12 protein-coding genes and 1 pseudogene are annotated in these 16793 nt (G+C 41.2%); 3 read left to right on the forward strand and 10 right to left on the reverse strand.

The features are described 5' to 3' along the window. Nucleotides 1-25 precede the first annotated feature (25 nt). Genes RYO92_RS05230 through RYO92_RS05240 form a run of 3 tightly spaced genes read right to left on the reverse strand, consistent with a single transcriptional unit; the run spans nucleotide 26 to nucleotide 3572 of the window. The gene (locus RYO92_RS05230; protein ID WP_183684600.1) at nucleotides 26-1009 is read right to left on the reverse strand and encodes an ABC transporter permease; all 984 of its coding nucleotides are present in this window, start codon (nucleotides 1007-1009) and stop codon (nucleotides 26-28) included. Continuing rightward, complete coding sequence (locus RYO92_RS05235; protein ID WP_315369705.1) at nucleotides 1006-2517, reverse strand: sugar ABC transporter ATP-binding protein; 1512 nt, start codon at nucleotides 2515-2517, stop codon at nucleotides 1006-1008. Before RYO92_RS05235 ends, RYO92_RS05230 begins: the two co-directional genes overlap by 4 nt. A gap of 41 nt (nucleotides 2518-2558) precedes the next feature. After that, the gene (locus RYO92_RS05240; protein WP_315369706.1) at nucleotides 2559-3572 is read right to left on the reverse strand and encodes a substrate-binding domain-containing protein; all 1014 of its coding nucleotides are present in this window, start codon (nucleotides 3570-3572) and stop codon (nucleotides 2559-2561) included. 290 nt (nucleotides 3573-3862) lie between these two features. On the opposite strand from RYO92_RS05240, the gene RYO92_RS05245 reads away from it, so the two are divergent. Continuing rightward, nucleotides 3863-5827 (forward strand): LacI family DNA-binding transcriptional regulator, encoded by a 1965-nt coding sequence (locus tag RYO92_RS05245; protein ID WP_315369707.1) that lies wholly within the window; start codon nucleotides 3863-3865, stop codon nucleotides 5825-5827. 175 nt (nucleotides 5828-6002) lie between these two features. Here RYO92_RS05245 and mgtA read toward each other — a convergent pair whose 3' ends face one another. The 3 genes from mgtA to RYO92_RS05260 form a co-directional block, all read right to left on the reverse strand. Further along, nucleotides 6003-8690 (reverse strand): magnesium-translocating P-type ATPase, encoded by a 2688-nt coding sequence (gene mgtA, locus RYO92_RS05250; RefSeq protein WP_315369708.1) that lies wholly within the window; start codon nucleotides 8688-8690, stop codon nucleotides 6003-6005. A gap of 114 nt (nucleotides 8691-8804) precedes the next feature. Further along, the gene (locus tag RYO92_RS05255) at nucleotides 8805-10016 is read right to left on the reverse strand and encodes a sensor histidine kinase (protein ID WP_315369709.1); all 1212 of its coding nucleotides are present in this window, start codon (nucleotides 10014-10016) and stop codon (nucleotides 8805-8807) included. Further along, the gene (locus RYO92_RS05260; RefSeq protein WP_315369710.1) at nucleotides 10013-10720 is read right to left on the reverse strand and encodes a response regulator transcription factor; all 708 of its coding nucleotides are present in this window, start codon (nucleotides 10718-10720) and stop codon (nucleotides 10013-10015) included. The genes RYO92_RS05255 and RYO92_RS05260 overlap by 4 nt, the downstream gene beginning before the upstream one ends. A gap of 299 nt (nucleotides 10721-11019) precedes the next feature. Here RYO92_RS05260 and RYO92_RS05265 point away from each other — a divergent pair, with 299 nt between their 5' ends. Together RYO92_RS05265 and RYO92_RS05270 are read left to right on the forward strand one after the other, a co-directional pair. After that, nucleotides 11020-11748, forward strand: coding sequence for an ABC transporter ATP-binding protein (locus tag RYO92_RS05265; protein WP_009537653.1), 729 nt, complete (start codon nucleotides 11020-11022; stop codon nucleotides 11746-11748). Beyond that, nucleotides 11745-13262, forward strand: a complete 1518-nt coding sequence (locus tag RYO92_RS05270) for an ABC transporter permease (RefSeq protein WP_315369711.1) — start codon at nucleotides 11745-11747, stop codon at nucleotides 13260-13262. The genes RYO92_RS05265 and RYO92_RS05270 overlap by 4 nt, the downstream gene beginning before the upstream one ends. A gap of 200 nt (nucleotides 13263-13462) precedes the next feature. Here the strand turns inward: RYO92_RS05270 and RYO92_RS05275 are convergent, their stop codons facing one another. From RYO92_RS05275 to RYO92_RS05290, 4 genes and pseudogenes are all read right to left on the reverse strand, one after another. Continuing rightward, nucleotides 13463-13819, reverse strand: coding sequence for a VOC family protein (locus tag RYO92_RS05275; RefSeq protein WP_315369712.1), 357 nt, complete (start codon nucleotides 13817-13819; stop codon nucleotides 13463-13465). Next, a complete protein-coding gene (locus RYO92_RS05280) occupies nucleotides 13816-14502 on the reverse strand; it encodes an MBL fold metallo-hydrolase (RefSeq protein WP_315369713.1) in 687 nt (228 codons plus the stop codon). Before RYO92_RS05280 ends, RYO92_RS05275 begins: the two co-directional genes overlap by 4 nt. Before the next feature lie 171 nt (nucleotides 14503-14673). Then, nucleotides 14674-15600 (reverse strand): annotated as a pseudogene (locus tag RYO92_RS05285) (DUF1848 domain-containing protein). A gap of 117 nt (nucleotides 15601-15717) precedes the next feature. Then, nucleotides 15718-16560, reverse strand: coding sequence for a hypothetical protein (locus tag RYO92_RS05290; RefSeq protein ID WP_314345869.1), 843 nt, complete (start codon nucleotides 16558-16560; stop codon nucleotides 15718-15720). Between the last annotated feature and the right edge of the window lie 233 nt (nucleotides 16561-16793).

Consider the following 16793-nt stretch of genomic DNA (forward strand, 5'->3'; position numbering starts at 1 on the left):
CCTAGTATAAAATGATATTTGTATATTATTTTCTGATGATAGCGTTTCTCTTAAACTTCTCTTTCTGAGAATCCAAAATTACAGCAGTGGCAATGATTATTCCTTTTACTATCAATTGCCAATAGGAACTCACTCCTATTAAATTTAGTCCATTGGATATTATGCCAATGACCATTGCTCCAAGTACAGTTCCGCTAATACTTCCTTTGCCTCCTGCCATGGACGTTCCTCCAAGTACACATGCAGCGATGGCATCCATTTCATACCCGCTTCCAACAGAAGGCTGTCCTGAGTACATTCTTGAAGCAAGAACCAGACCTGCAAATGCAGAAAGTAAACCCGATAATGTGAAAACAATAATTTCAATTTTTCTTATGGGAATACCGGATAATCTTGCCGCTTCTCTGTTTCCACCAATGGCATAGACATAAACTCCAAATCTGGTTTTTACCAGAAGAAAACTAATAACAATAATGAGCAAAATCATGTAAAGAACAGGTAGCGGAATCAAGGAAAATAGATATCCTGTTCCAATGGATATAAAAAATCCATCTGTGATACGGGTGGACTGACCACCTGAATATACATAGGCAATTCCATTTGCAACATTCATCATTGCCATTGTGATAATGAATGACGGCACTTTAAATGTAGATACAATTACTCCGTTTATAAATCCAAATAAGACACCTAGCAAAACGCCTCCTATAATAGCAAGCTCCACCGGCAGTCCCTGATTTACAATAAACCCTACTGTTAATGTGCCACACATTGCTACTACGGCCCCTACTGTCAAATCAATATGCCCTAAAATAATTATCAGGGTCATTCCCAGGGCAATATAGGTATTAATTGAAATTTGTCTTAAAACAGAAATAATATTTCCGGAAGTCAAAAATTTGTCAGTAGCAAGTGAAACTATAATACATAAAATAAGAAGCACCACCATGATTCCGATATTATCAGAAATAATATGGGGAACTTTACTCTTTTCTATTCTATTTCTCATGCCGATTCCCCTCCCGCAGCAAAGCGCATAATATTCTCCTGTTCTAACTCATGACTATCTAAAACTCCGGTCATAATTCCTTCTTTCAAAACACAAACCCTGTCACAAAGTTGTATGATTTCAGGCAAATCACTGGATACTAGCAAAATTGACATACCGCCTTCTGCCAGCTCATTAATTAAGTTGTAAATCTCAAGCTTTGCATGAATATCAATGCCTCTCGTAGGTTCATCTAAAATTAGAATAGATGGCGTTGTGGCGAGCCATTTTCCAATAACTATTTTTTGTTGATTTCCTCCCGAAAGATTGGATGCTTGAGTTGACTTCACATTTAATGCTGCAGACTTAATATTTAGTCTATCAGTGTAATATTGAACTGATTCATCCATCTTATCTTTTTCCAGAAATATGCCCTTTTGATATTTATCTAGCGAAGCCAATGATAGATTAAACGAAACAGTATTTCCCAAAACTAATCCGGTTTTTTTTCGGTCTTCTGTAACAAATCCAATCCCCGCCTTAATCGCTTGCATCGGATTGAAAAAATGCACCTGTTCTCCCCTAAGAAATACTTCTCCTTTAGTAAAATGACGTGCGCCAAAAATTGACTCCATTAACTCGCTTCTTCCAGCGCCTACCAGACCGGCAAATCCCAATATCTCCCCTTTATGAAGTTGAAAGCTAATATCCGAATAATACGGTCTACAGCTCAAGTTTTTGACTTCCAGGATTATTTCATCTGATTTGCTGATTTGTTTTTTAGGAACACTAAATTCTTTTAATTCTCTTCCAACCATCATAGATATAAGCTCATCTACATCGGTTTCACCATTTTTCTTCGTGCCAATATAACATCCGTCTCTGATAACTGTAATGCGATCTGCAATTTTAAAGATTTCTTCCATCCTATGGGATATGTAGATAATGCTAATTTTCTTTTCCTTCAGTCTTGCAATAATCTGAAATAACTGCTCAACTTCCTCAACAGATAAAGACGAACTTGGCTCATCCATTACAATGATTTTTGCCTGAAAAGAAACTGCTTTGACAATTTCAATCATTTGTTGTTGTGCAATGGTAAGTGAAGAAACCGAGGTAGTGGGAGAAATAGAAACTCCCAGGTTTTGAAGCATTTCTTCAGCTTGGATATTCATTTCTTTCCGCTTCACCCTTGAAAAGGATCCCATCAATTCTCTTCCCAGAAAAATGTTTTGTGCCACGGTTAATTGTGGCACTAAAACAATCTCCTGATGAACAATTCCGATTCCTTTCATCTCGGCATCTCTCACTCCGTGAATTTCTACCTCTTCACCTTTTATTTTAATTGTTCCCGAATCCGGTCTATATATTCCGCCAAGAATTTTTATCAATGTAGATTTACCCGCTCCATTTTCTCCTAATAGAGCATGAACCTCTCCCTCTTCCAAAGAAAGGTTAATTCCGGATAATGCATATATTCCGGAAAAACTTTTTTTAATATCTATCATTTCCAAAATGGGAGTATCCATCTTTTATGAACCTTTCAAAACGCAATCTTTAGGAACAAAGATTATTGCCAATCTTTTAATGTTTTTTCAGCTTCTTCTTTATCCACTAAATGAGAATCCAAATAAACTTTTTTCTCTGAACTCTTACCTTCTCCATTCATTGCCTCATTAAATGCATGCTCAGCAATTTGCAAAGGAACTTGTGCTGCTACAGCTGTAAAATCACCATCTAATAATGCCTGCTTTCCTTCAGGAGATGCATCAATGCTGTAAACCTCTACTTTGCCTTTTTTATTACTTGCTTTGATCGCCGCAGCAGCTCCTAATGCTGATGGATCATTGATACAGAAAAATGCATCCAAATCAGAATTAGCGGTCAAAATATCTTCAGCTAAACCTAAGGATTTATCCAATGCAGCTCCACCATCCTGTTGTGCCACAATGGTAAACTTATCCTTTTGTTCTCCCAAACCTTTCATAAATCCATTCACACGATCCACACAACTCTCATTTGAAGGAAAATCCAAGATAGCAATTTTGGCTCCATCGGGATGTTTGCTAACTAATTGCTTTCCAACCAACTCTCCGGCCATAAAAGCATTCGTTCCTACAAACTGAGTAACATATTTATTCATGTCTTCTTCTATTACAGCAGTATCCACATTATAAATTGGAATCTTAGCATCAGATATCTCTGCCAAGCCTGCTGTGATTCCGGAAGAGTCTACAGGAATCACAAATACGGCATCATATCCGCTATTGGCACAATCTGATAGCTGACTAAGCTGCTTATTTAAGTCATAATCAGGATCTAAACAAGTATAAGCGATACCGTTTTTATCACATAATTCCTTGAATTTTGAGTCCATTGAGCTTTGAAAGCTATTGTTTAATGTGTTAGTACAGAATACAAAAGATTTCTTAGCTGTATTTTTATCAGAATTTTCTTGCGCTTTTTCAGAAACTTTAGATGACGATTCATTATTTGAATCTTGTTTTGATGAACATCCCACCAATGCTCCTAATGCCATCCCGAATACGAGACTCATAACGTACATTCTTGTTCTTTTTTTCATTTGTCGTTCCTCCTTAGTACTTTAAATTTACGTAAATTTAATCTTGATTAAGTTTACGTCCTTGTGATATATGTAAATAGTACTAATCTATATAAGTCATTGCAATATAATTATTTCATATTGCATAATTTTCGTCACAATGCAACACTAATTATATGCATATCGCCTATGAATAGTTTTCGAAATTATTTTTTTACGTAAAACTTCAGTGATGAGGTTAGCAATAAATATAGCACTACGACAGATAAGAAAAGAACAATATCTACTAAAACAGATTGGAGATTAGGAAAATGAATTTACAGGAAATTGCTAAGAAAGCAGGGGTCTCTATAGCCACCGTTTCTCATGTTCTTAACCATACTCGTTATGTTTCTCCAAGTTTACAGGAAAAAGTAGAAGCAATTATAAAGGAATGCGGCTACCAAAGAAAATCCAAAGATCATAACTTAATTCCCGGATCCAATTCCCAAATTTTGCTTCTTGTCCCTAATCTCAAGAATACATTTTATATCTTATTTTTTACTGAACTACATGCAATTCTTGTGAAAAGGGGATATCAGTTATTGCTTTCCATCTCTAATAATGATACTGAACTTGAAAAACAAATGATATTGAACGCCTTATCCAGTAAAAAAACATTAGGGCTCATCATTGCTCCCTGTTCCATGGATGATAATAATTTTATTCCTTTGATAAAAAGCAATACTCCCTTTGTATTGATCGAAAACAATTGCAGCAGTAATTTTTGCTATAAAATTCTTTCCGATTATTCCAGCGCAATCCCTCAAGCCACTTCAGCACTATTGGAAAAAGGACATAGAAACATTTTATTACTTGTCAATCAAACACCTTCCAGTACCACTGAAAATGTAATGCATTATTATCAAAAAGAACTGAATGACTTTGATACATCTTTAGTACCCCATATTGTGAAGATTTCATTGATGGAATCTGAGGAGTCTATTTTTTCGCAAATACGGAAAGAATTATCTCCTTCTGTTACAGCCATTATAGCTTGTGACAATCCCATAACCTCATTGCTTATGAAGGCATTGCATTTTTTTGAGATAGACTGCCCAAAGGATATTTCCGTAATCGGTTGGGATGACCAGAATTCCTCCGATACGTTTTCCTCAGATTTATCCCACATCAGACGGAATACTGCTCAGCTGGCAAAAACTTCTTTCGAAACGCTTCTCTGTCTCCATGAAGGAAAGAAAGTTGAAAATACACAATATGTTAATGTCGATTTTCGTCCCAATAACTCCATACGTATTTTACATCAGGGTCCAAGAGGAGAAGATCCCACATCATTAGATCGAATTAGAATTTCTCAACGTGAAAAAGTACAATTAGTTACCGGAAAGTACAGAGTAGCAATTTCTTTCCACTATACCGGAACTGCATGGGCAAAATTGCACCAGAAAGGAATACGAGACGAATTAGAAAAGTATGGCATCGAAATCATCTCCATTATGGATGCTCATTTTGATCCCATGCTACAAAAGATTCAATTAGAAAGCATCCAACATCAAAATCCGGATGCGGTAATTGCAATACCTGTAGACGATATAGAAACCAGTTCGGCCTTTGAAGAATTATCCAAACACACAAGAGTAATTCTCTTAAGTAATATCCCTAAAGGATTTGATAAAAATAATTATGTTTCTTGTATTTCCGTGGATGAACATGAAAATGGTTATAATATCGGGCAAATGATAGGAGATTATCTGGAAAATAAGACCATTAAGAATACTGCCCTTATTACCCACGGTGCAAATTTTTATGGTACCTCTGAAAGAGATAGCATGGTTCTTAAAACACTTCTTACACACTATCCTTCTGTAAATGTAGTAGCACAAAAAAATTTTTACTCGATAGAAAACACTTATTCCATCTGTTCAGACTTAGTTCATGCACATCCTGAAATTTCCAGCTTATACGTGAGCTGGGATCAGCCTGCCTTGTTAGCTATTAAGGCCTTAGACAAATTAAATCGAAAAGATATTGCTGTTTTCACAACGGACCTGGATTATGAAATTGCCGAAAAAATGAAAGAAGGAATTGTTAAAGGAATCAGTACACAGCGTCCCTATGAACAAGGTCAAGCAGCAGGAAGAGTTTTGGCTAAATCTTTAGTTAGTGAAGATATCCCGAAATACATTGCCGTACAGCCTTACCTCATTAGGGAGAATCAATTAAAGCAAGCTTGGCAAAACATATTTTTTGAAAAGTTACCAATGGAGCTGGAATAGTGCTTGCTTGGATGCGGTATAGGTCAGAAAAGGGGGTAATCTGAGCCCGCGGGTACTTGCGAAAAACGAATGTCAATGAAGTTTTTCGCTTAGTACCCCTGCAGGGCGAAGTTAGCGAGAGCGTGCCACCTTTACGACTGTACCGCATACAAGCTTTCTTAATTTCCTTCTTGCCCTATAGCCAAGCCCCGTATTTCTTGATATAGAGCTTCTTCACTGTTTCAATGGTAAAACTATAAAGTGAAAGGATAAGAAACAAATACGCAAAATACGCCATGGGCATTTCCGTAAATACCGTATTTTCCAGATTATGAAAAAGATAGGGAATGGAAATAGCCGCAAAAATCCCCAATGCCGAAGCCAGTGCCAGTCTGGAGTCGCACTTGGAATCCAGAATCGGTCGCTTCGATGTACGGATGAACTGCACAATCAGGATTTGGGAAATCAAGCCTTCTACAAACCAGCCTGTCTGGAAGTAGTTCTGCATGGAAAGGCTGTTATAGCCCAAAAGGAACCAAAGTACCAGGAAAGTCATCACATCGAATACGGAGGAAATACCGCCCATCACATTCATAAAGGACACAAGGGATGCACTATTCCACTTATGGGGTTTTTGCAGGAATTCTTCGTCCACATTGTCCCAGGGAATCGCAATCTGGGTAAAGTCATAAATCAGATTCTGAATCAAAATCTGCAGGGGCAGGATGGGCAAAAAGGGCAAGAATATCGAAGCAATCAATACGGAGAACACATTTCCGAAATTACCGGATAATGCCATTTTCATGTATTTCAGGATATTTCCGTAGATTCGTCTTCCCTCATAGATACCGTTCAAAATGACGGTTAAGCTCTTCTCCAAGAGGATAATATCCGCGCTGGCCTTGGCAACGTCTGTGGCATTGTCCACGGAAATGCCTACATCCGCATCATGAAGACTGGGCGCATCATTTACTCCGTCTCCCATATAGCCCACCACATGTCCGTTTTTCCGAAGGGCATCCACCACTCGCTGCTTCTGCATAGGAGAAAGACGAGCGAAAATGTCTTTTTTCTCTACAACGGCAGATAGCTCTTCCTCACTCATCTTTTCCAAGTCGGAGCCGGTTACCGCATTTTGCTCTCCTACCTTCATGCCTACCAGCTTACATACGTGCTCCACCACAACGGGGGCATCGCCGGAAATGACCTTTACCTGTACGCCTGCATCATACAGTCCGTGAATGGCTTCCTTGGCATCCGGCTTGGGCGGATCCAGGAAGGCAATAATGCCCAGGAAGGTCATATCCGTTTCGTCCTCCGCATGGAAAACAGCGGTGTCTCCTGCATTTTTCCTCTTTGCGGCAACGCCAATGACGTGCATTCCCTCATGATTTAACTTCTCGGAAAGGGCATTAATCTTCTGAAGGTCTTCTTCCTGAATATCCTTATATTCCTTCTTTATCCGAATACGGCTGCAACAGGAAAGTACGGACTCCAATGCCCCTTTGGTAATCAAAACCTCATCCTGGGGTTTGGGAAGAATTTCTTCTGTTTCCTCTCCCAGATGCTCCCCACCCGGATTGGATATCACCACACTCATTCTCCGGCGCTCAAAATCATAGGGAATTTCATCGGACTTCACATAGCCCCCGGCGTATTTTTGCACATCGCTTTCCGCGCCGTAGGATAGGATGGCCCGGTCAATCAGGTTTTTTACCCCTGTAGAATAGTAAGCATTCATCCATGCATAATTCAAAACCACATAGGAATCTTCGCCATTTACATTGATATATTTCTGTAAAACCACATTGTCCATGGTAAGGGTTCCGGTCTTATCGGTGCACAGCACATCGATAGCTCCTAAGTTCTGAATGGCGGACATGTTCTTTACAATGGTCTTCTTCTTTGCAAGGAACTTCGCGCCTTTGGCAAGGGTTCCATTCACAATCATCGGTAACATTCCCGGTGTAATGCCTACCGCAACGGAAATGGAAAATAAAAAGGCTTCCAGCCAGTTTTTCTTCACAAGGCCGTTAATAAGCAATACAAAAAGAACCACCACAATCATGTAGCTAATCAGAATTCTTGTTATCTTCGATAAGCTCTTATCAAAATCGGTTTCTTTCTTCTGTGTATGAATGGTGGAAGAAATTTTTCCCAGATAGGAATTCTTTCCGGTTCGTATCACCACACCGACTCCGGTGCCGGAATTCACCGTAGAGCCGCCTAAGCAGAGATTGTTTAGTTCCGCTGCATTGACCACTCTCTGATCCACACCGGTATATTTTTCCACCGGAATAGACTCTCCCGTGAAAGCAGAAACTGAAAGGAACAGGTCTCTGCTCTCCAGAAGATAAAGGTCTCCGCACACGATATCTCCTGAGCCGATGAGCTGTATATCCCCGGGTACCACCTCTTCCACCGGCACTTCTCTGATTTCCGTACCGTCCTTTCCCGGAATCCGGATTCTCACCGTATCGTGCTCCATATCCTTTAGCTTCTGCATGTCCAGATAGGAGCCGTAATCCTGGGTAAATCGAATCACCGCACTCATACAGGCCAGTGCCAGAATAATGACTCCGGACAGAATATCCCTTTCCACAACAAAGGTCACAACAGCCAAAACAAGGAGCACGATAATAAAAGCATCGGTAAAGCTATGAAATAAAAAATAGAATACGCCATGCTTCTGCATGGCGGAAAGGTCGTTATAGCCGTACTTCTCCAGTCTTTCTTCTCGTTCCTCGTCGCTGATTCCATTTGTCGTGCAGCCTAATTCCTCTAAGACCAGAGAAGCTTCTTTTCCAGCAATTTTCTGAAACTCTTGTTCCACACCGACAGTCTTTGTCGTAGGGTTCAATCTCTTCTCATTGTTTAAAATCATATCTTTCACCCTCCTTTTACTTATACAAGGATATCTTAGACCTTTGCACAATGCGAGTCAATTTAATATGATTTTTATTTCAGTCTGATATACTTTGTTGCTCTTCCTACGCCTTTATCCCATCTGTATGCGGCACAAAAATCCGCCCTGACTACCTTCTCTAAACTGCACTTTCCATCGGTGACGGCTGATTACCTGTTTTACAATTTTTAATCCCAATCCATGCTGTCCTGTGCTGGGCTCCCACTCATAGTTTTTCCGGTTCAGTCTTTCCAGAGCAGCTTTCTCTAAACCGCAACCATTATCCTCCACAGTAAGAAATATATGGCTTTTCTCGTCCTGATATAACTTGACTGTTATCTCGCATCCCTCCGGATTATGCTGTACTGCGTTGTATAATAAGTTCATCAGTGCTCTTTCCATCAGATTTTCATTAAAGCCCAGTACCAAGCCCTGCAAATCTTCCTCGATATCCAAGGTAAACTGCACCCTTTCATCCTCTGTTTGATTCCGCATTTCCGTAATCGTCTTTCGAAGAAAACGGCTCACTTGGATTTTTTCTTTTTCCAAGTTCCCATAGCCAAAAGAAAGCTTACTGAAAAGATTCAGGTTCTCTACAAGGCGACGAAGACGAAGTCCCTGCTTCTCAATCCTTAACGCACGATCTTTGATTTCTTCCGATTCCGTGGTAGCTGCAATCATTTCCGCATTTCCCAGAACAATGGCAAGGGGTGTCCGAATATCATGGGAAACCCCGGCAATCCATTCCGTACGCTCTTCCTCTTTTTGCTTTGCCCGTTTCTTCTGTATCCATATGGGAACGGAAACTAGAATCAGCGCATTGAAAAGCAAAAAAAGCGGCAGAAACTCAATGAGATTTCGGATAACCCCCTCTTTGTATTCCAGAGTATATTTCCAAATCTGCTCTTTCTTTTGTCCGATAATCAATAAGCCTTCCGGAACCACATAGGTACGCACCGGATAATCTTCCAGATAATACCGGGTAAACTTCGCCACATCCTGTAAGGTATAGCTTTTCCGAAGCTCTTTCGGCAGGAACTCGCTCCATAGGATATTGCCTCCATTGTCAAGGAGCATGGCAAATTGCTGTGCCCCGGACAGCTTTTTTGATTCCTCTTCCGCTAAACGGTACTCACCCTTTTCCTTATGTAAATGCTCCATAATCTCCTCACTGTCGGGATAATATGGCATACCGTTTCGGGACACAAAAATCCCAAAAATCAAAAGGTCTGCAAACAGTAAAAAAATTGTGAGCAGAAGCACCAGAGCAATCAGCTGAATTTTCCGTTCTCTATTCCCTCTCATCTTCCTATCTCCAATTTATAGCCAAGCCCTCTTACGGTCAGTAGAAATACGGGTTTAGATGGCTCTTTTTCGATCTTTTCCCGTAAATGCCGCATATGCACAAGCAGTGAGCTTTCCAAGCCGAAATTCCCATCCGGCCAAAGGGCATCACAGAGGGTATCCGTGGTGACAATTTTCCCCTTATTACGGTATAGGATAGAAAAAAGCGCCAGTTCCTTAGCCGTTAGAGAAAGCTTTTCTCCTTGTCGAATCACCGTTCCTGCATCAATGGAAACCAGCGATTCCCCCAGCTGCACTCCCTGCTCTTTCTCCTCCAAATGACAGGTTCTTCTCAGCACGGCGGCAATTCTCAGGATAAGCTCTTCCGGAAGAAAAGGTTTGGTAATGTAGTCATCCGCACCCAGTCCCAAGCCATGCAAACGAGCCCTATCCTCGTCCCTTGCAGAGAGAAAAATCACCGGAACTTCGGAAAGAAGACCTTCCTTTTTTTGCTTTTTATAAAAATCAAAGCCATTGCCATCGGTCAGCATGACATCCAAAAGAATCAGCTGATAGCAATTCTCTGAAAGCTTCGCTTCCGCTTCTTTGCAAGAAGAAACGGCCTCCACCGAAAAATAGCCTTCTTTTTTTAATAGTTCTTTCAAAAGCTCTCTAAGCTCTTTCTCATCGTCCACCACCAAAATTTTACAATGTTCTTTTTCCATGATTCTGTCTCCTGCTACTGTCTCCTGCTACTGTCTGTTCTTACCCGTCCTACTATAGCCTTTCTACCTCTATCTGCCTTTACCACGCCTACTATAGTCTGTCTCCTACTACTATCTTCAGCAATCTTACTATCGCATTTCTCCAACCGCCGTCTTCCCTTACCCGTCCTACTATAGCCTTTCTCCCCCTCTTTCCCCATAGTTTTTTTCATTTCTTAAGGTAAACATAAGGTACGCACAAGGTTCCCATAAGCTTCCTTCGCTATTCTCCTCTCGTAAACAAACACATGGAGGAAAAAATGATGAACTATATTCTGGAAACACAGCATCTTAGCAAAAAAAGCGGAAACAGCTACCGTGTAAAAGACCTTTCTTTATCTGTTCCGGAGAAATGCGTTTACGGCTTTTTAGGTCCCAATGGCGCCGGAAAAAGCACTACCCTCAAAATGATTCTGGGTTTGATTCACCAGAGCGAAGGAAAAATTCAATTTCTGGGAAAAACAGTAAATTCCCAAAATCGCCTTTCTCTTCTCCAAAAGACCGGAAGTCTCATTGAAAATCCCGGCGGTTACGGGCATTTAAGCGGACTGGAAAATATGCAGATTGTGCAGAAATTAAAGGGCGTGAAGGAAGAAGAAATTGCCTCGGCATTAAAAACCGTCCGGCTCTATGAACAAAGAGATAAGAAGCTCAGCAGTTATTCTCTGGGTATGAAACAGCGTCTTGGTATCGCTATGGCCATTTTGGGAAATCCGAAGCTTCTAATCCTGGATGAGCCCACAAACGGCTTGGATCCTGCCGGCATACAAGAAATTCGTGAGTTGATTGTATCTCTCCCTAAAGAAAGAAATATGACGGTCATCATTTCCAGTCATCTCCTTAGTGAAATAGAGCAAATGGCAAGTCAAGTCGGTATCATTCACCATGGACAGCTACTCTACGAGGGTCCTCTTAAGGACCTGGAATGTAACGGAAAAAGTCTGGAAGAGGCATTTCTGGAAATGACCGGCGGAAAGGAGTCTTTATGAATACCCTGATTAATATCCCGAAAATTGTTTCTATAGAGTTTCAAAAAGCGCGCCATAAGCATTTTCCTTTGCTGTTCCTCGCAGCTCTGCTTTTGGATTGTGCCTATCTATTTTATGGCACAAAAGCGCATTCCGAGACATGGTTAAATATCTTTTATGCTCTTCCTATCATTAACACTCTGGTTCTGTCCGTACTTATGGCGGTAATTGCCTCCCAGTCTGTGGACATGGAACACAAAGGCGCTATGTGGAACCTTCTTCCCACCTTGGAAAGCAGAGCTTCTATCTATCTGGGAAAGCTTTTCTTCGGTTTTATTGCCCTTGTCCTGTTTTGCAGTTTCCAAATCGGTATGGTCCTTCTTGGGGGAAAGTTCTTAGGTTTTACCGGAGATATTCCGTCACATATTGTTCCCGTTCTGTTCTTTTCAGAGCTTATCGGCGGAATGATTCTGTATCAGCTTCAATGCATGCTTTCCCTGCTGTTTTCCAGCCAGTTTGCAGCCCTTTCCATCGCCTTCGGTGGCACCCTGTCCGGCTTATTCCTGGCCTTTATCAGCACAGATATGTGGACTCCCTGGTCCGTTTTCTTCTCTCTTAGCCCTATCGGTATGGACTATGACCGCGCATCAAAACTTATGAGCCTGAGTCTAAGGTCTATCCCTATTTCCGATATTTTCCTAAGCCTGCTTTATCTCATCGGCACATTTTTGCTTGGTCTCCTTCTTTTCACTCGGGCAGAGCAGGGAGAAGCTTTGTTTTCTCTCCACAGGCAAAATGTAAGCCACAGTCTGCACAGCAGTTTGTCTCCGGAATTTATCAAGTTAAAAAGGAACCCCATCTGGATTCCTTTCCTTCTGATTCCTCTGATTTCGGCACTGATTGGAACGGTGAATTTTGTGCAAAATCAGGGTGTCTTACAATATACTTGGGAGGATCTCTGGACCCAACAATCTCTGTTTCTGGGAATGTTTTTCCTGGCTCCCCTCATCGGCATTCTCTGCAGTCTTCTGTGGCGAATGGAGCATCAGGGCAGTAACTGGAATCTGATTTTAACTATTACTAGCCCCGGAAAACTGCTTCGGGACAAATGGTTTACAGCAACCCTCCTCAGTACGCTCTGCATGGTCTGGATCAGTTTTATTTATCTTCTGAGCGGTAAGATTCTCGGCCTTCCGGGAACTGTTCCGGCAATCTTTTGGATGCGAATGCTTTCCGCTATCCTTTCCATTGCCGCAATTACTGCCCTGCAAAGTACCCTGTCCATGTTCTTCCACTCCTTTGCCCTTCCCATTGCGCTGGCATTTCTGGGTAGCTTGGTCGGCCTTACACTGACCGTTAAGGGAGCCTACTATGCCCTGCCCTATTCCACCCTGATTTACGGCATGGGCAGTACTTCTATCACCGGAGAGCTGAATTTTCCGATTCTCCTCTTAAGCTGTGCCTTTTATATTTTCGCAGCATTGGGCATCGGCATTCTGTACCTAAAGAAGAGTGATGTGAGAACACATGTCTAAAAGGCAAAGGCTTTTGGTTTTGGTGAATATAAATACTATTTTTCTTATCGAAAGTCTTTAAATCAGTTGTCGACAAAGCGTCGACAACTGATTTTTTATTCTTAACAAGTGGCTAACATCTTGTTTCTATCTGGCAGAAGAATACTCTCAGTCATGTGAAAAATATAGGCCGAGTATCGTCCCGCTCTGAATCGGTAATCTTATGGCAAAACCTCCAGCCAGTAGCCATCCGGGTCTTCAATGAAATAGATGCCCATGGCTTCATTTTCAAAGCAAATGCAACCCATCTCCTCATGTTTTTTATGTGCTTCTTCAAAGTCATCCGCCTGAAATGCCAGATGGAATTCGCACTCTCCCAGGTCGTAAGCCTGGGGGTGGTCTTTCAGCCAGGTAAGCTCCAACTCAAAATCACCCACATCGCTTTTCAAGTACACAATGATAAAGTCCTCGCTGGTCTTTCGTCTTACCTCATGTAGGTCGAGGGCTTCCTCGTAGAATCGAAGGGAACGATCCAAATCGGATACATTCAAATTCTCGTGAATCATCTTAAACTTCATAGCTTTTCTCCTTTCGCTGTTTCCGTGTTTTTGATCTGTGAGCGGTACTTAGGATATTCCGTAATAAAGCGTTGAATCACATCGGGCTCTCCCCAGTAATGCATCGGAAATATGGCATTGCAATCCACATTTTCAAGAAAATACAAAATCCCGTCAGCATAGTGCGCTTCCAATCTCGGATCAAGGGGAACGAAAGCAAGGTCAAAATGTCTGCCCTTGATTCGTCCTATCTCCCTGTGATAAATCTCGCGAAGCCTCCGATTATCTTCTTCCGGTTCTCCCTCCCAATACCAGTCGTTTAAGTCCCCGGCATGATAGATAGAGCCTTCCTTGGTTTTTAGTATAAAGGCAACTCCGCTGTCATTGGAAAGCAGGGTCTCAAGCTGAATCCCATGATCCAACGGATAGCTTTTATCGGCTTCGACAAAACTGTGCTTGAACTTCAATAGCCTCTTTTCATCCCGTATATCATTTGCCAATACCGCCTGATAGCTCATCCCCTGCCCGTCGAGCATGGAAAAAATCTTCGGATTATAATGATCCCCATGGACGTGACTACAAAAAACGAACACTTCTTTTTTCTTGTTCAGAGGCGGCAACTCTCCCCTGTAATAATCAAAAATAATATAGCAGTCTTCTAATTCCAGCAAAAAACCGCTGTGGTTCAGATACGTGACTTTCATGAAGTTACTCCGTAAAATATTTTACTTTCTCGGTATGGAGATTGTTGCTCTCCCTTCCTTACCTGCTTCCTTACTTACTTTACTTGCTTCCTTGCTTGCTTGCTCCCTTACGTTTTCCTACTCTATATGCTCTTCAGTATAAGTTGCCCTACATTTACTGTCAACGAGGGACTAAAACAAGCTCATTTGTCCATCCACCCAGGACTGCTGGGGTACATCATGAATACTGTCATTTTTCTCGTAATTCCCGATTAAGAATGGGGATTTTGGATCATGTAGTCGACTTTGCTTCATAACGATAGAGGGTTCTGCATTGGCATAGCAATATTTACAAAGGTGCTTACAGCTGTTATAGGCGCCGATATCACAGGAAAGATAACAGTCACATGCTGCTCTTGCCCCCTTCTTTTTCGGTACATGCAAGCGTTTTCCAATGGCTTTCTCATAATCGCTGATAAGCATACAGCCACCACAATCTGCCCCATACTCAGCCAATTCCTTCCCCTCCGCACAGGGCTTTAGTGTCATGCCATGGGAACGAGCAATCTCAATCATAGCCTTTCCCAGTAGAAGTCTATCTTCCTTCACAAGAGCCTTAAGCTCCGGAAAGTTCCGTCTCACTTTGGGGTAAAGGTCTACAAAACTAATGACCACGGTTTTCGTATACCCCTCCAGCGCCGTAGCTATCTACTCGAAAGCTTTCAAATGATAGTCTTTGCTATATCTTTCAGACAGAAAAATCGGGTCGTAACGCCAGCCGATAGAATTCACTCCCAGCTGCATGGAAAGATGTTTGAAATGCTCTATAAGCAAATGTTTATCCGGCACATTCGGCTCTATATCTTTTCCATAAGGTGTAATGCTAAGAAACCAGTATTGTCCATAAGCCTTTAAAAGCTCCATGTACGGGAACATTGGGGCCGGATTTTTCGTGCAAAAACCAATAACATCCACCACGGAAGGTTCAAGGCGATAGCGACTGACTTGATTCGGATTATAGGGATTTCGCACGCAAACAAAGCCCTCTTTCAGCCTGTTTGCAAACCATTCCGCATAGAAGGCGGGAATGTCCGTCCTCTGTCCCGTGTTAATAATCAAGTTCAGTTGCCTCCTTTGCTCTCGTGATCCGGCTAAAGTAATCTCTGTGACTTTTCATTCATCCATGGAGCAAAAATAATCTGTCCTTTGTAATAGAAATGTGCATAATTTTGCACATCAAAACATACTTTTTGCCCACTTTTCCGAATCCTTATTGTCCTTCAGAACCAGTTCCTGCCATATTCCGGCATAATAAATTCCTCCCGGGTCTTTGGCTGAATTCTTGCGTTTATTATCTCTATTATTTATCTTGTTTATATTGTCTACATCATATGCTTTTTGCTTCGTCCAGGTTGCCTTAGTTTTTCCGGGCATTGTAAGTACTCTCTTTTCATTGTAAGAAAAAGTCCCATATCCGGGCATATTTGGTGCAAATGACAGATTCTCTTTAGCTGTAAATATTATATTGTTTTTTTCTTTAAATAACCGTTTCTCACAAGCATGTGGGTGCCAGAAAAATTTCTCTTGCTCTTTAGGGTCCGATATAATTTCTCCCACCTGAAGATATCCCCATATAACCTGCATTTCTTTTCCATAGTATGAATCTGCTGAATTTTTATTTCTGCGTGCATACTTATATTCCCCACTACTCTCAACAACATGCCTAAAGTTACCAAAAAACAAAAACAAGTCGCCGCTTACTATCTGATTATTTATCAGATATGATGCAGACTGATTTATTTGTCCAAATGCAGGTTTCCACCCTTCAACCGGCACTACTCTTCTTTTACTTTCCAAGTCCGGGTCAAGATGACAGTATTTATCGCCTTTATAGCCAAGATCTTCCAGTATCTTATTTAATGGAATATTATTACAGGTCAATTCTTCATATGCAATTTTATCCTTATCATGATCCTTACTCGGGATTGGAAATGATAGCATTGTACCATCTTCAAATATCGGGCTTGCTATACCGCCATTGGCACTATCAAAACCCTTCCTACTCAATATTACCTTCACCGTGAATTCCCCTTTCTGCTGTCAAACTTTACATAGTGATAATACTGTAATCATTTTTTATACTTATTGTTCATTTCAAAAATGGCTTTTTTGAGTCGATTATCTCTACTTTGCCATCTTGTCCAGACGATAGTCGGAAATGTCGTCATACTTATCATAACTGCTCTTCAGAAGACGGATTATCTCTTGCTGAGTCAATCTATGTTCTGCATCTGAATACTGCTCCAAAATAT

It is taken from the genome of Oribacterium sinus (genome assembly GCF_963553175.1).
GTDB classification, from domain to species: Bacteria; Bacillota; Clostridia; order Lachnospirales; family Lachnospiraceae; genus Oribacterium; species Oribacterium sinus_B.

Bases quoted from the DNA above. Each gene is read 5' to 3' on its own strand.
- RYO92_RS05245 (WP_315369707.1), top strand. From the start codon at position 3,863: ATGAATTTACAGGAAATTGCTAAGAAAGCAGGGGTCTCTATAGCCACC.
- RYO92_RS05270 (WP_315369711.1), top strand. From the start codon at position 11,745: ATGAATACCCTGATTAATATCCCGAAAATTGTTTCTATAGAGTTTCAA.
- RYO92_RS05255 (WP_315369709.1), bottom strand. From the start codon at position 10,016: ATGAGAGGGAATAGAGAACGGAAAATTCAGCTGATTGCTCTGGTGCTT.
- RYO92_RS05275 (WP_315369712.1), bottom strand. From the start codon at position 13,819: ATGAAGTTTAAGATGATTCACGAGAATTTGAATGTATCCGATTTGGAT.
- RYO92_RS05280 (WP_315369713.1), bottom strand. From the start codon at position 14,502: ATGAAAGTCACGTATCTGAACCACAGCGGTTTTTTGCTGGAATTAGAA.
- RYO92_RS05230 (WP_183684600.1), bottom strand. From the start codon at position 1,009: ATGAGAAATAGAATAGAAAAGAGTAAAGTTCCCCATATTATTTCTGAT.
- mgtA (WP_315369708.1), bottom strand. From the start codon at position 8,690: ATGATTTTAAACAATGAGAAGAGATTGAACCCTACGACAAAGACTGTC.
- RYO92_RS05235 (WP_315369705.1), bottom strand. From the start codon at position 2,517: ATGGATACTCCCATTTTGGAAATGATAGATATTAAAAAAAGTTTTTCC.
- RYO92_RS05265 (WP_009537653.1), top strand. From the start codon at position 11,020: ATGATGAACTATATTCTGGAAACACAGCATCTTAGCAAAAAAAGCGGA.
- RYO92_RS05240 (WP_315369706.1), bottom strand. From the start codon at position 3,572: ATGAAAAAAAGAACAAGAATGTACGTTATGAGTCTCGTATTCGGGATG.
- RYO92_RS05260 (WP_315369710.1), bottom strand. From the start codon at position 10,720: ATGGAAAAAGAACATTGTAAAATTTTGGTGGTGGACGATGAGAAAGAG.